This is a genomic window from Polaromonas sp. P4_F6 (genome assembly GCF_056401275.1).
The window spans coordinates 105,773-119,181 of record NZ_JBFUJQ010000005.1; the positions used below are offsets into that span (position 1 = coordinate 105,773).

A 13,409-nucleotide genomic window follows, 5' to 3' on the forward strand; every position below is an offset into this window, starting at 1 on the left:
ATTTGACAGGGATTTTTCGCACCATGCTCGATCTTTTCCAGACACCCCTGTATATACGCCTGTCGCCTTTTCGCCTGACGGTGCGCAACGTCAAGACCGGCGCCTTTGTGTCTGAAGTGCCCGAAATCGCCCTCTCGCGCGGACCCAAGCCCAAGGTGCTGGGCGCCGGCGATGAAGCAGCCTTGTACAAGTCCAGCAAGTCGGCGCAGGTACTCAACCCTTTCAGCCATCCACGTACCCTGGTGTCCGACTTCACGCTGGGCCAGCAGTTGCTCAAGGCCTTCATCAAGAAGCTGCCCAAAAGCCATGTCCTCGCAGCCTCGCCCCGCATGGTCTTCCATCCCCAGGGCGACCCGGCCGGCGGCTTCACCCAGATAGAGATACGGGCCCTGCGGGAGATGGCCCTGGGCGCGGGCGCCTCCGAGCTCACGCTCTGGCAAGGCCAGGACCTCACCGATGAGCAGGTGCTGTCGCGCGTCTACCCGCCCACGGGCCGGGTACTGGAATAAAGCGGGCCCGGCCCCTGCGCTAGGGGGCTCCGCATAAGACCCATTGCCGAGGCCCGCGCGGCACATGTGCTTGCCGGCGGCCGGCCGGACCGCCGCAAGACGTGGTTCGGAAACCCTGCAAAAAATGTCCGCGAGAAAACTTTTTGCGTCAGGCTTTCAGATCGCCGTGGCTATCTTGGCCTGGGGATCCATTGAGGATCAGGGTGGAATAGGAACCCCTTCAACAACCCCAAGGGCAGGCGACCCCGGGGCACTCGTGGAGCTGAAGAACGGCAATGTCGACCAACTGGTGCAGGCCATGGCCGCCTTCCCGCCGCCGTCCGCGATATACACCACGTTGCCAGCGGACTACCGAGTGGCTCTTGCGCCTGCGCTAGCGTCCGCTTGGCAAGAGGCGCTCCATGGCGGCGGCGGCGATGACACGTTGAATGGCCGCGCGAGAAACGATCGCCTGTAGGGCGACATTGAAAACGATAGCGCTCAATAGCGGCCATGGTCGCGACAGCCTGCAGGGCCAACGCGGCGACCACATCCTCAATGGCGGCAACACCTTCGCCGCCTCGCCCGGCGTGCTCCTGCATCCCCAGGGCGACCCGGCCGGCGGCTTCACCCAGATAGAGATACGGGCCTTTCGCGAAATGGCCCTGGGTGCCGGCGCGTCGGAGCTCACGCTCTGGCAAGGCCAGGACCTCACCGACGAGCAGGTGCTGTCGCGCGACCACCCGCCCACGGGCCGGGTGCTGGAATGACGCAGCGCAGCATGGGTATTTGGCATGCGTCATACTGGGTGGCCCTTTATCCATCCCCTGCCCGCCTCCATGAACAAAACCTCGGTCGACAAGCACAAAATCAAGTTCCTGCTGCTCGAGGGCATACACCCCTCCGCCGTGGAGGTTCTCAAGGCCGCGGGTTATTCCCATATTGAAAGCCTGTCCGGCGCCCTGCCCGACGATGAGCTCAAGGCCAGGATCGCCGATGTGCATTTTGTCGGCATACGCTCGCGCACCCAGCTCACGGCCGAGGTATTTGCCCAGGCGTCCAAGCTCGCAGCCGTCGGCTGCTTTTGCATAGGCACCAACCAGGTCGATCTGGTCGCGGCCCGTGAGCGTGGCATCGCGGTGTTTAACGCGCCCTACTCCAACACCCGCTCGGTGGCCGAGCTGGTGCTGGCCGAGGCGATTTTGCTGCTGCGCGGCGTGCCCGAAAAAAGCGCGGTGGCGCACCGCGGCGGCTGGCTCAAGTCGGCCGAGAACGCGTATGAAATCCGCGGCAAGACTTTAGGCATTGTCGGTTACGGCTCCATAGGCACGCAGCTCTCGGTGCTGGCCGAGGCCCTGGGCATGCATGTGGTCTTCTTCGACGTGGTCACCAAGCTGCCGCTGGGTAATGCGCGCCAGGTGGCCCAGCTCAAGGACTTGCTGGCCCAGTCTGACGTGGTGAGCCTGCACGTGCCCGAAACCCAGGCCACACAGTGGATGATGGGCGCGGCCGAGATCGCCGCGATCAAGCCCGGCGGCGTGCTGATCAATGCCTCGCGCGGCACCGTGGTGGAGATCGAGCCGCTGGCCGAAGCGCTGAAGCAAAAGAAGCTGCTGGGCGCCGCGATCGATGTTTTCCCGGTTGAGCCGCGCAGCAACAAGGACATCTTCGAGTCGCCCTTGCGCGGCCTGGACAACGTGATCCTGACGCCGCATGTGGGCGGCTCCACCATGGAAGCCCAGGAAAACATCGGCATAGAAGTCGCCGAAAAACTCGTGAAGTACAGCGACAACGGCACCTCGACCTCGTCCGTCAATTTTCCCGAAGTCGCGCTGCCGGCCCACCCCGGCAAACACCGCCTGCTGCACATCCACCGCAACGTGCCCGGCGTGCTCTCGGACATCAACAAGGTGTTTGCCGGCAACGGCATCAACATCGCGTCGCAGTACCTGCAGACCAACGAGGCCGTCGGCTACGTCGTGATCGATATCGATGCGGCGCATTCCGACATGGCACTGGCCAAACTGGCCGAGGTGCCTGGGACCATACGCAGCCGCGTGTTGTTCTAAGACCGGGCCCTCCTCGCCCACCGCCCGGGGCCGGCGCGCGCACGCCCGGCTTGCATCGGCGCAGGCCGCAAAGAAGTGAATATCACCCAAATCGCCAAACTTTGTCCATCCGCGGACAAAGAAGTGGCGATAGCCCAGCAAGCGCCCGGCACAGCGCATAAGCTCCGCACCGGTTCAACCGTCTTGCGTTGAAAAACATCAGGCCGCAAGACATCCACACCGTGAAACCGTGAAGGAGTCAAGGAAATGCGCGAACCCTTATTCAACCCAAGCTTGCCGCACATGGCCAACATGGCGGGCACTTATTGGCGGCACGGGCAGACGGCCAAGCAGGGCGGCCCGCTGCCGGCGGAACCGCCCGGCGAAGTGTTCCACCCGGACCATCGCGGGCAGCTCTGCTACCGTGAATCCTCCGGGCGGCCAGGCGAGCAGATGGAGAACCACGACATCATCAGCGCGATTCAACAAGCACATGAAGAGACCGTGGCTTTGTGGCTGGCCGGGTCGTGGCGCTGCAATCTAAGGAGCAACGGTACGAGCGCGCCGCACGCGGAACGGCCTGTCTCGCTTTTGTTTGGGAAAACTACCCCTACCCGATGAGCATGGACCTGGGACCGCCAGCTGGCACTGCTTACTGCGCCGGCACCTGCAAACCCAGCAACTCCGCCAGCGCGGCCGTCGGCAAGGCGCCCTCCTGCGCCACCACGGCACCGGTCTGGGCATGGGTGCCGACGATGCTGGGGATGGCACTGAAACCCATGCGGGTCATGAGGGCCGTGTTCTTGGCGACGGCGTCTTTCTGCGGGTCTATGCTGCTGGCCGCGCTGATGCCGCCTCGCCCTGCCTTCATGGAAGCTTCGTGTTCATCCATGGCGGCCACCGGGTCGCCGGCGGCCAGCAGGGTGGCACCTTGCGAGGTGCTGGCGGCGTTGAGGAGGCCGACGGGAATCCAGACAAACCTGGCCTGTGACTTGAGCGGCTTGGCGGCCTCCCACAGCGCGGCGCAGTGCGGACACTGCGCGTCAAAAAACACATAGACGACGCGCTTGCTCATTTGCGAGCCGGCGCTAAACCCCTTGGCCTCGGCGGCGATGGCTTCCACTGAAATGGGCGCGCCCACCGCGGTTTTGGGTGCGGAAGCCTCGGGGGCGTCGTTGCAGCCGGCCAGCAGCAAGGTGCAGGCCGTCAATGCGGTGGCGAAAAATGAGGTCAAGGGTTTGGGCATGGTGGCGTCCGTCAATGAACGAAAGCCCAAGAATAGCCCAGCGCACCTATTTCGACAGCGTTTCAGCCAATTCCCCCGCCAACATGAAGAATTCCGGCGAGCGCAGCACCGACACATGGGTGGCGTTCATCGCATAGGTCACGCGGGTCTTGAGGCCGTGCGCCTGCAAGGCCCGGACGTAGCTTTCGCTGAACAGGGGCAAGGTGTTTTCGTCCTTGTTGCCGACGACCAGGCTGACCAGGGTGCCCGGCGGCAGCTTGCCGGCTTCGGCCAGCGGCGACAGGCTGGTCCAGGCGCCCTTCTTGCCGGCCGAACCGGCCCGCCACTGCCGCCACGTGGGCACATCGCAAGGGCAGGCGGCCAGCAGATAGGCGTCGGCACTGCCGGGGAAACGCCCGGCCAGCAGCGCCGCCATGGCCGCGCCGCCTGAATGGCCGACCAGCAGGATTTTTTTGTTGGGATTGAGGCCGTGCAACTGGGCCAGGGCCGCGGCGACAATCTCGATGTTCTGCGGCGTGTAGTCGTCGTCGCCCGGGCTGGACTGGCCGTCCGAGCTGCCCAAGTCGCTGCTATAGCCAGGCCTTTGCAGCGCCACCGTCACGGCCTGGAGTTTTTCCGCGAGCATAGCGGCCGCGCCGCTGTCAGCCTTGAGTTCGGTGCGCCCGCCATTGTCGCCATGCAGGAAAACGACCAGCACCCTGGACGCGGTACGGACCGAGGCCGGGCTGGGCGCCAACGTGCGTATGACCAGGCAATGCCGGCTGTCCCCTGCCCGCGTTATGCCGTCGGCCTTTTTGCCGTCAGGGCATGTGGCCTGCTGGGACCAGGCGGCCCAGGGCAAACCGGCCAGCAACAGGCCGGCCAGGGCCAGGCAGATGCGGCGCATCAGGCGCCGCGCAAGGCGGCCTTCAGCTGCTGGCCGATCTCGGGCTTGTCGGCAAAGGGGTCGGTCGGGTTGCGCGCCTGCAGCACGTCTTCCAGGCGCGTCTGCACCGAGTTAATGGCCTTGGGGTGGCTGTAGATGTAGAACTGGTTGTTGGCGATGGCGTCAAACACCAGCTGCGCCACGTCGGCCGCGGTGACCTTGCCGGAACCCACGGCCTTGTCGGTCATGGCCTGCTGGATCATCTGGCTTTTGGTGGGCTTGCCGCCAGCCAGTTCGGCCGGGCGGTTGCGGTGGCTCATGCCTATGCCGGTGGCTACAAAGAAGGGGCACAGCACCGAGGCGCCGACCTGGTCGGTCACCAGGCCCAGGTCCTGGTACAGGGTTTCGCTGAGGGCCACGACCGCATGCTTGCTGACGTTGTAGACGCCCATGTTCGGCGGGTTCAGCAGGCCGGCCATGCTGGCGGTGTTGACGATGTGGCCTTGCCAGGAGGGGTCCTTGGCGGCGGCTTCGAGCATCATGGGCGTGAAGATGCGCACGCCGTGCACCACACCCATGACGTTGACGCCCATCACCCACTCCCAGTCCTTGAGGCTGTTTTCCCAGATCAGGCCGCCCGCGCCCACGCCGGCGTTGTTGAAGACGAAGTGCGGCGCGCCGAAGCGCTCGAACACGGCCTGGCCCATGGCTTCCATCTGCGCGGCGCTGGAGACGTCGAGCTTGAAGGACAGCACCTGGGCGCCGGCCGCCTTCATTTCCGCCTCGGCCTTGTCCAGTGCGTCCTGCTGCACATCGACCAGCACCAGGTTCATGCCCAGTTTGGCGCCCAGGCGCGCGCATTCCAGGCCGAAGCCGGAGCCCGCGCCGGTCAGCACCGCGGTTTTGCCTTTGAAGTCCGTGATCATTGCGTGTCTTCCTTGATAGCTTGAATAGGAAAATTGTCCATGAGGCGCGCCCTTGCGCGTGTCACCCAGGGAACTCAGGTGGTTCAGGTCATTCGGGTCAGTCAGGCCGCCCGCAGCATCTCGATGTGCGGTATGCCGTCTTCGATATAGGGTTCGCCGTTCTGCACAAAGCCGTGTTGCTGGTAAAACTTTTCAAGCCGCGCCTGGGCCCCTATGCGTATGGCTTGCGGGCCCCAGTGCGCTTGCAGACGGTCAACGGCCTCCTTCATCAGCACATGGCCGGTTCCGCCGCCGCGCGCCGAGGCATGGGTGACCACGCGGCCTATGCTGGCCTCGGCGAATTTCACGCCGGCGGCAAAACAGCGCGCATAAGCGGCCAGGCGGCCGTCCCGCACACCCAGCAAATGCATGGCCTCGGTGTCGGCGCCGTCCAGGTCCTGGAAAGCGCAGGCCTGTTCGAGCACAAAGACTTCGCTGCGCAGCTGCAGCAGTTCGTAAAGCTCCAGCGTGTTCAGCGCGCTGAAGGGCACAAAACGCCAGGTGATGGTGCCATGGCTCATGCCGGGGTGGCGGCCTTGAGCGAATAGCCTATGCGCGGGAAGTGCACGTGCACGGTGCCGGCGCGCGGGTCGCTGCGGCGCAGCGTGTAGTGCATACGGGTGGCGGCGATCAGCTCGCCTTCGGTAGGCTCGGGGCCGAAGCTTTCGCTGGTGACCTGCACCAGGGTGCCCAGCGGGATGCCGTGCTCGTCCTGGAACAGCTCGTCGTGCAGCGGCGCGGGCGTGGCGGCGGCGGCCACCGCGATGGCATCGGTGGAACTGAGTTTTTCAGAACTGCCCTGGCCTATGGCGGCCATGCGGTCCATCCAGTCCAGCACGGCCGGCGTGAGCTTGAGGATGCCGGCGAGCACCGGGGTCTGCACCCGCGTGAACCACAGCGGGTGGTACATCGCAAAATCGGCGATGCAGGGCACCTCGCCGAGCAAAAAGGGCCTGTCGTCCAGCATGTCGGAGATGCGCCGCAGATAGGACTTGTAGGCCGCCGCGGCATCGCCGGCGCGCAGGCGCGGCATGCCAAAGCTCATGGCCTTGCGGTCTTCGCCAAAGGCGCGCGCGGCTTCGGGCGGCGCTTTCTCGAAGATCTGCGCGATGCCCTTGGGCTGGCTGTTGTAGGCCATGGAGGTCCAGAACAGCGTGTTGTCGGCCCAGTGCGCCAGTGTGCGCGCCAGGCCTTTGCTGGGCTCGGGGTAAAGGCTGGGCGTGGGCTGCAGGTGCTCGAGCACGTCGCTGATCAGCGCGGTGTCGCAATAAATATCGGCGCCTATCTGCAGTATGGGTGTCTTGCGGTAGCCGCCCGTGAGCGCCACCACGTCGGGCTTGGGCATGATCATCGGGATGATGACGGACTTCCAGGCCAGGTTTTTGTAGCCCAGCATCAGCCGCGTTTTTTCGGCGAAGGGCGATGTGGGGTAGTGGTGAAGAATCAGCTCGCTCATGGGTGGCTCCCGGATTTGTTTGTGGAATTAACGAGGCATGGCCCGGGCAATGATGGCGTCAAAATCATTGCCGGCGCCCAGCGTGCCGAAGGACTGGCCCCAGTTGCCGGCCAGGCGGGAATCACAAAACGCGCCAAAGACCGCCGCAGGCGCCGTTTGCAGCAGCAGCGCGGCCTGCACAGCGAGCGCCACGTCCTGCGCAAGGCGGCGCGCTTCGATTTCTGTGGCCATTTCCTCAATGCGCGTGGGCAAGGCGGCGGCCAGTTTGTCCAGCGCCGGGTGCGCGCCCTTGGCGGCGGACAACTCCTGCGCCAGCGCGGCCACGGCGTCGGCCTTGCGCAGGGCGCGCAGCAAGTCCAGCGCCATGATGTTGCCTGCACCTTCCCAGATCGAGTTGAGCGGCATTTCGCGGTAGACGCGGGCCATGATGCCTTCACCGCCCTCCTCCACATAACCGTTGCCGCCCAGGCATTCCATGGCCTCCTGCGCGAAGTGGCTACCGCGCTTGCAGATCCAGAACTTGGCGACCGGCGTCAAAAGGCGCGCCATGGCGGCCTCGTGGGCATCGCCCGGCCGGTCGAAGGCCCGGGCCAGGCGAATCGCCAGTGCCGTGGCGGCTTCGGATTCGAGCGCGAGGTCGGCCAGCACATTGCGCATCAAGGGCTGCTCCACCAGCAGCTTGCCGAAGGCCTTGCGCTGGGAGGTGTGGTTCAGCGCCAGGGCCAGCGCTTGCCGCATCAGGCCGCTGGTGCCCAGGGCGCAGTCCAGCCGCGTCATGGTGCCCATCTCCAGAATCTGCGGAATGCCGCGGCCTTCCTCGCCGACCAGCCAGGCCTGGGCGCCTTCGAACTCCACTTCGGAGCTGGCGTTGGCCTTGTTGCCGAGTTTGTCCTTCAGGCGCTGGATGCGGATGGCGTTGAGGCTGCCATCGGGCAGCACACGCGGCAGGAAAAAGCAGCTCAGGCCGCTTTGGGTCTGGGCCAGCACCAGGAAGGCGTCGCACATGGGCGCCGAGAAAAACCATTTGTGGCCGGTGATGGCATAACGCTCGCCCCAGCCGTCGCGGCCCGAGGGTTCGGCCCGCGTGGTGTTGGCCCGCACGTCGGAGCCGCCCTGCTTTTCGGTCATGCCCATGCCCATGGTGAGGCCGGCCTTGGCCTGCCAGGGCTTGAGTTCGGCGTCGTAGGCGCGGCTGGCCAGCTTGGGGCCCCAGTCGGCGTAGATGGCGGTGTTGCCGCGCAGCGCGGGCGTGGCCGCGTAGCTCATGGAGATGGGGCACAGGATCGACGGCTCGAGCTCGGTGAACAGCATGAAGCCCGCAGCGCGCCGCACATGCGGGGACACCGCCTCATCGGTCCACGGCGTGCCGTGCAGGCCCGCACCGGTCGCCAGCCTCATGAGCTCGTGATAGCTCGGATGGAACTCCACCTGGTCGACACGCCGCCCGAAGCGGTCGTGGCTGTGCAGCACCGGCCCATGCACATTGGCCAGGCGCGCATGGGTCTGCATGGCGCTGCTGCCCAGCGCGGCGCCCAGCTGGCCCAGTTCCGTGCTGTCCAGGCCGGGTGCGTTGAATTTCAGCGCATCGCGCAGCGGCCGGTTGGTGGCCAGCAGGTTGTAGTCCGACAGCGGCGCGGGCTGGTTGAAGACCTCATGGGTGGGGTTCATGGCAAACCTCCTGTGGGGTTTGGCTTAAATGAGCTTGACCAGCTGCTTGCCGAAGTTTTTGCCCTTGAGCAACCCGAGGAAGGCTTCAGGGGCCGATTCAATGCCCTGCGCCACGCTTTCACGCGGGCGCAGCTTGCCGGTGCCCACCAGGGTGCCGAGCTCCTTGAGCGCCTCGGGCCAGACTTCCATGTGCTCGGCCACGATAAAACCTTCGAGCTTGAGGCGGCTGGTCAGAATCAGCGCCGGGTGGGCCAGCGGCAAGGGCCGGCCGTCGTAGCCGGCGATCACGCCGCACAGCGCGATGCGGCCGAAGGCGTTCATGCGCGGCAGCACGGCGTCCAGCACCATGCCGCCCACGTTCTCGAAATAGCCGTCTATGCCGTCGGGGCAAGCATCACGCAAGGCCTTGGACAGCGAGGCCGCGTCGGCATGCAGCTTGTAGTCGATGCAGGCGTCAAAGCCGAGTTCATCGACCGCGTATTTGCATTTGTCGGGCCCGCCCGCGATACCGACCGTGCGGCAGCCGCGCGCCTTGGACAGCGCGGCAAAGGCGCTGCCGACGGCGCCGGTGGCGGCGCTGACCACCATGGTCTGGCCGGCTTTGGGTTCTATGATTTTGACCAGGCCGTACCAGGCGGTGACGCCGGGCATGCCGACCGCGCCCAGGTAGTGCGACAGCGGCACATGGGTGGTGTCCACCTTGCGCAGCGCGCCGGGCTGGTCGGCGCTGACCACGCTGTATTCCTGCCAGCCGCCCATGCCCACGACCTTGTCGCCGGGCTGGAATTTGGGCGAGCGGCTTTCGACCACCTCGCCGGCCGTGCCGCCAATCATGACCTGGCCCAGCGGCTGGGGCGCGGCATAACTTTTGGAGTCGTTCATGCGGCCGCGCATATACGGGTCCAGGCTCAGGTAATGGTGGCGCACCAGCACCTGGCCGTCCTGCAGGGGCGGCGTGTCGCTGGAGACCAGCATGAAGTTGCTTGCACTGGCCTCGCCGGTGGGACGGTTGTCGAGAAGGATTTGCTGGTTGATGGGCATGGTGGTCTCCTGTGTATCGGTGCCGCGTTCGGGCCGCGGCGGGGGCGTCAATCGGTGGAAATCGCGCCGGCGGGCGCGTCCGCTGGGCCGGCGGCGGGCTTGCGTTTGACGTATTTAAAGGTGCCGGTCGAATGCGCGCAGGCCTGGCCCAGCACATCGTATAACGTGGCCTCGGTAAACGCCATGGTGGCGCTGCGGTGCATGAGCCGGCCCTTGGCCGTGAGCCGGCTGCCGTCGCCAGGCGCCGGCCGCATGAAGCTGGTCTTCATTTCAATGGTGACCACGCCCATGTCTTTCTGCACGCTGCGCGCCGCCGTGGCCATGGTCACGTCCAGCAGCGTCATGATGGCGCCGCCGTGCGTCACGGCAAAAGAGTTGAGGTGCTCGGGCTGGGGCGTGTAGCCTATGGCCGAGGCGCCGCCCGTGAACAGCTCCAGCTCAAAGCCCAGATGCCTGACGAAAGGGATATCGGCGCCGAAGTCCATCAGTTCCTCCCAACCCATTGCGACTTAACCGCCGGTTACGACTGATACGCCGCCGTCCACCGCCAGCCACTGGCCGGTGATGTGTTTGCCGGCGTCCGAGGCATAGAGCACGCACAGGCCCTTCAGATCCTCGTCGTCGCCCAGGCGGCCCAGCGGCGCGTGCGAGGCGAGTTTTTCCTCGCCCAGCGCCTTGAGCGTGCCGACGGTCATCTTGCTCGGGAAAAAGCCCGGGCAGATGGCATTGACGGTGATGTTGTACTTGCCCCATTCGCAGCCCAGCGCGCGCGTGAAGTTGACGACGGCGCCCTTGGAGGTGTTGTAGGCCACGGTGGTCATCTCGCGCGGGTTGCCGCCCAGGCCGGCGATGGAGGCCACGTTGATGATGCGGCCGGACTTGCGCGCGATCATGCTGTGCTTGGCGATGTGCTGGCTCAGGATGAAATAGCCGCGGATGTTGAGGTTCATGACCTTGTCCCAGGCTTCCACCGGGTGGTCTTCGGCGGGCGCGCCCCAGGCGGCGCCGGCGTTGTTGACCAGGATGTCGACATGGCCCAGGCGCTTGATGGCTTCGTCGGCCAGCGCGCGTATGTCTTCTTCTTTCGAGCAGTCGGCGGCGATCCAGTCGACGTCTATGCCGGCGGCCTTGAGTTCGGCGGCGGACTCGATCAGGTCTTCGGCCTTGCGCGAGCTCAGGATGACCTTGGCGCCGGCCTCGCCCAGCGCCTGGGCCAGTTGCAGGCCCAGGCCGCGCGAGCCACCGGTCACGAGGGCGGTCTTGCCTTTGAGGTCAAACAGTTGCTGGATGCTGCGGGTCATGGGAATCTCCTGGAGTTGTTGTTCATGCTTTCCCGCTGCGCCGCACGGGCGGCCTGGGCGGGGATGACGGGATGGAATAAAGAAGGGTGTTCAGGCAGCCGCGGCTGCATTTTTTCACTTACGTGGACTTCGCCATGTTGGCACAACATCGCGCCGGTTGCAGCCCATGCTGTCGTGGCGGCGACTTGGCAGCCAGGCGCTGCTCACGAGCCCACGTTGATGCGGGAGCGCACGTAGATCAGCAAAAAGCCCACTGCCGCGACAATACCGCCGCCAACCACCAGCGACCAGCCTATGGCGTCGTCCGTGCGCTGGACCGACAGGCCCAGCACCAGGGTCAACAGCCCGCCGTAGATCAGGATCCAGATCAGGGCCTGCAGGCGCGCCACGTTCTTGTTGGAGACAGGGTCGGCGGACGGTTTGAAAAATGCCATTAAAAAGCCTCCTCGGGCAGCTCGGCGCAGGTCAGGTCGCGGTTTTCAACCACCTTGAGCCAGGCGTCGATCTTGGGTAACTCGTAATGATAAAAGTAGCGCATGGCCCCCATTCGCCCCGCATGCGGTGCATCCGGGGGTAGTGAAAGGCTGGCCAGGGCCACATCCAGCCACAGCCACGCCAGCACGGTGTGGCCGAAGGCCTGCATATAGGGTACCGCATTGGCCAGAGCCTCGCCGGGTTCGCCCGTGGACCAGGCCGCCTTGGTGGCGCTGCCCACATGCTGCAGGGCCTTGCCCAGCGCGTTGGCGTGCACCGCCAGCGCGGGCTGCTGTATGGCTTTTTCAATCGTGGCGTTGATGCGGGCGGCCAGCAGCTGCAACCCCCTGCCCCCTTCCATCAACACCTTGCGGCCCAGCAGGTCCATGGCCTGGATGCCGTGTGTGCCCTCGTGGATCATGTTCAGGCGGTTGTCGCGCCAGTACTGCTCCACCGGGAAGTCACGCGTGTAGCCGTAACCGCCGTGTACCTGGATGGCCAGGGAATTGGCCTCCAGGCACCATTCGCTGGGCCAGCTTTTGGCAATCGGCGTCAGCACCTCCAGCAGCAGGCGCGCATCGTCGGCGGCCTGCGCCTCGGCGGTATGGTTTTCGTCGACCAGGCGCGCGCAGTACAGCTCCAGCGCCAGCGCGCCTTCGCAATAGGCTTTTTGTGCCAGCAGCATGCGCTTGACGTCGGCATGCTCGATGATGCGGATCTGCGGCTGGGAGGCATCCTTGCCGCCCACGCCCACCGGCCTGCCCTGCGGCCGGTTCTTGGCGTAGTCCAGGCTGGCGTAATAACCCGCCATGCCCAGCATGGTGGCGGCCGTGCCCACGCCTATGCGCGCCTCGTTCATCATGTGGAACATGCAGCGCAGGCCTTCATGCGGCTTGCCCACCAGGTAGCCGACAGCGCCGGCCTGGCCGTCCACCGGGTATTTGCCTTCGCCGAAATTGAGCAAGGTGTTGGTGGTGCCGCGCCAGCCCAGCTTGTGGTTCAGGCCCGCCAGCGCCACGTCGTTGCGCACGCCGGTGAGCTCGCCTCTGGTATTGACCATTTTCTTGGGCACGATGAACAGCGAGATGCCGCGCGTGCCGGCGATCAGCTTGCCGTCCGGCCCCGGTATCTTGGCCAGCACCAGGTGGATGATGTTGTCGGTCAGCTCATGCTCGCCGGCCGAAATCCACATCTTGTTGCCCTTGAGGCGATAACGAGCGCCCAGCGGGTCGGCCTCAAAACCTTCGCCGTCGGGCACGGCGCGTGTGGTCACGTCGCTCAGCGAGGAGCCGGCCTGCGGCTCGGACAAACACATGGTGCCCGAGAAGCGGCCCGAGAATTCGTTCTTCGCGAAGACTTCTTTTTGCAGCTCGGTGCCGTGCACCATCAGCAGGTTGGCATTGCCGGTGGTCAAGAGGCCTGAGCCTATGCTGACCGAGGCCATGGCAAAAAAGGCGTTGGCCGCGGCCTCGACGGTATAGGGCAGCTGCATGCCACCGACTTCATAGTCCTGCGCGGCGCTGAGCATGCCGGAGGCCGCATAGGCCTTTTGCGCATCATGCGTGGCCTGCGGAAGGATCACTTTTTCGCCGTCGAAATGCGGCTCCTGCGTGTCCACCGTACGGTTGAAGGGCGCGTATTTCTCGCGCGCGATGCGCTCGCAGGTGTCGAAAACCGCGTCAAAGGTTTCGCGCGAATGGTCGGCGAAACGCTCGCGCTGGTTCAGCGACTCGGCATCCAACCAGTGGTACAGCAGGAAGTCCAGCGTGGGCCTGAGGCTCATGACCGGCTCCCCGGTTGGCAGGCAGGCGGGAAGGCAGGAAACACCTGCCCTTTCTGAAGGAGCAGGGTTTCATC

The 13,409-nt window shown here is 65.2% G+C and carries 15 protein-coding genes; 4 read left to right on the plus strand and 11 right to left on the minus strand.

What is annotated here, in order from left to right:
* Nucleotides 1-23 precede the first annotated feature (23 nt).
* The 4 genes from AC1DUN_RS13990 (at nucleotide 24) to AC1DUN_RS14005 (ending at nucleotide 3,157) form a co-directional block, all read left to right on the plus strand.
* On the plus strand, nucleotides 24-509 hold the full coding sequence (locus tag AC1DUN_RS13990) for a rod shape-determining protein (RefSeq protein ID WP_477714470.1): 486 nt from the start codon (nucleotides 24-26) through the stop codon (nucleotides 507-509).
* A 464-nt stretch (nucleotides 510-973) separates the two neighbouring features.
* Nucleotides 974-1,258, plus strand: coding sequence for a hypothetical protein (locus tag AC1DUN_RS13995; protein ID WP_477714471.1), 285 nt, complete (start codon nucleotides 974-976; stop codon nucleotides 1,256-1,258).
* A 69-nt stretch (nucleotides 1,259-1,327) separates the two neighbouring features.
* Nucleotides 1,328-2,557 (plus strand): phosphoglycerate dehydrogenase, encoded by a 1,230-nt coding sequence (serA, locus tag AC1DUN_RS14000; protein WP_477714472.1) that lies wholly within the window; start codon nucleotides 1,328-1,330, stop codon nucleotides 2,555-2,557.
* A 246-nt stretch (nucleotides 2,558-2,803) separates the two neighbouring features.
* Nucleotides 2,804-3,157, plus strand: a complete 354-nt coding sequence (locus AC1DUN_RS14005) for a hypothetical protein (protein WP_477714473.1) — start codon at nucleotides 2,804-2,806, stop codon at nucleotides 3,155-3,157.
* 31 nt (nucleotides 3,158-3,188) lie between these two features.
* Here AC1DUN_RS14005 and AC1DUN_RS14010 read toward each other — a convergent pair whose 3' ends face one another.
* The 11 genes from AC1DUN_RS14010 to AC1DUN_RS14060 all read right to left on the minus strand — a co-directional run bounded on the left by AC1DUN_RS14010 (nucleotide 3,189) and on the right by AC1DUN_RS14060 (nucleotide 13,335).
* Complete coding sequence (locus tag AC1DUN_RS14010) at nucleotides 3,189-3,782, minus strand: thioredoxin fold domain-containing protein (RefSeq protein ID WP_477714474.1); 594 nt, start codon at nucleotides 3,780-3,782, stop codon at nucleotides 3,189-3,191.
* Between the two features lie 46 nt (nucleotides 3,783-3,828).
* Complete coding sequence (locus tag AC1DUN_RS14015) at nucleotides 3,829-4,668, minus strand: alpha/beta hydrolase family protein (protein ID WP_477714475.1); 840 nt, start codon at nucleotides 4,666-4,668, stop codon at nucleotides 3,829-3,831.
* Nucleotides 4,668-5,573 carry an SDR family oxidoreductase gene (locus AC1DUN_RS14020; RefSeq protein ID WP_477714476.1) on the minus strand — a complete coding sequence of 302 codons (906 nt, stop codon included), beginning with the start codon at nucleotides 5,571-5,573 and terminating at the stop codon, nucleotides 4,668-4,670. The genes AC1DUN_RS14015 and AC1DUN_RS14020 overlap by 1 nt, the downstream gene beginning before the upstream one ends.
* Nucleotides 5,574-5,674: 101 nt before the next feature.
* Nucleotides 5,675-6,133 carry a GNAT family N-acetyltransferase gene (locus tag AC1DUN_RS14025; protein WP_477714477.1) on the minus strand — a complete coding sequence of 153 codons (459 nt, stop codon included), beginning with the start codon at nucleotides 6,131-6,133 and terminating at the stop codon, nucleotides 5,675-5,677.
* A complete protein-coding gene (locus AC1DUN_RS14030) occupies nucleotides 6,130-7,068 on the minus strand; it encodes a glutathione S-transferase family protein (RefSeq protein ID WP_477714478.1) in 939 nt (312 codons plus the stop codon). Before AC1DUN_RS14030 ends, AC1DUN_RS14025 begins: the two co-directional genes overlap by 4 nt.
* Before the next feature lie 27 nt (nucleotides 7,069-7,095).
* On the minus strand, nucleotides 7,096-8,736 hold the full coding sequence (locus AC1DUN_RS14035) for an isovaleryl-CoA dehydrogenase (RefSeq protein WP_477714479.1): 1,641 nt from the start codon (nucleotides 8,734-8,736) through the stop codon (nucleotides 7,096-7,098).
* Between the two features lie 24 nt (nucleotides 8,737-8,760).
* Nucleotides 8,761-9,777, minus strand: coding sequence for an NADP-dependent oxidoreductase (locus tag AC1DUN_RS14040; RefSeq protein WP_477663114.1), 1,017 nt, complete (start codon nucleotides 9,775-9,777; stop codon nucleotides 8,761-8,763).
* Between the two features lie 47 nt (nucleotides 9,778-9,824).
* Complete coding sequence (locus tag AC1DUN_RS14045) at nucleotides 9,825-10,280, minus strand: PaaI family thioesterase (protein WP_477714480.1); 456 nt, start codon at nucleotides 10,278-10,280, stop codon at nucleotides 9,825-9,827.
* A gap of 6 nt (nucleotides 10,281-10,286) precedes the next feature.
* Complete coding sequence (locus AC1DUN_RS14050) at nucleotides 10,287-11,078, minus strand: SDR family oxidoreductase (RefSeq protein WP_477663112.1); 792 nt, start codon at nucleotides 11,076-11,078, stop codon at nucleotides 10,287-10,289.
* A 203-nt stretch (nucleotides 11,079-11,281) separates the two neighbouring features.
* Nucleotides 11,282-11,512, minus strand: a complete 231-nt coding sequence (locus AC1DUN_RS14055; RefSeq protein WP_477714481.1) for a hypothetical protein — start codon at nucleotides 11,510-11,512, stop codon at nucleotides 11,282-11,284.
* Nucleotides 11,512-13,335: an acyl-CoA dehydrogenase gene (locus tag AC1DUN_RS14060; protein ID WP_477714482.1), complete on the minus strand. Its 1,824-nt coding sequence runs from the start codon at nucleotides 13,333-13,335 to the stop codon at nucleotides 11,512-11,514. Before AC1DUN_RS14060 ends, AC1DUN_RS14055 begins: the two co-directional genes overlap by 1 nt.
* Nucleotides 13,336-13,409 lie beyond the last annotated feature (74 nt).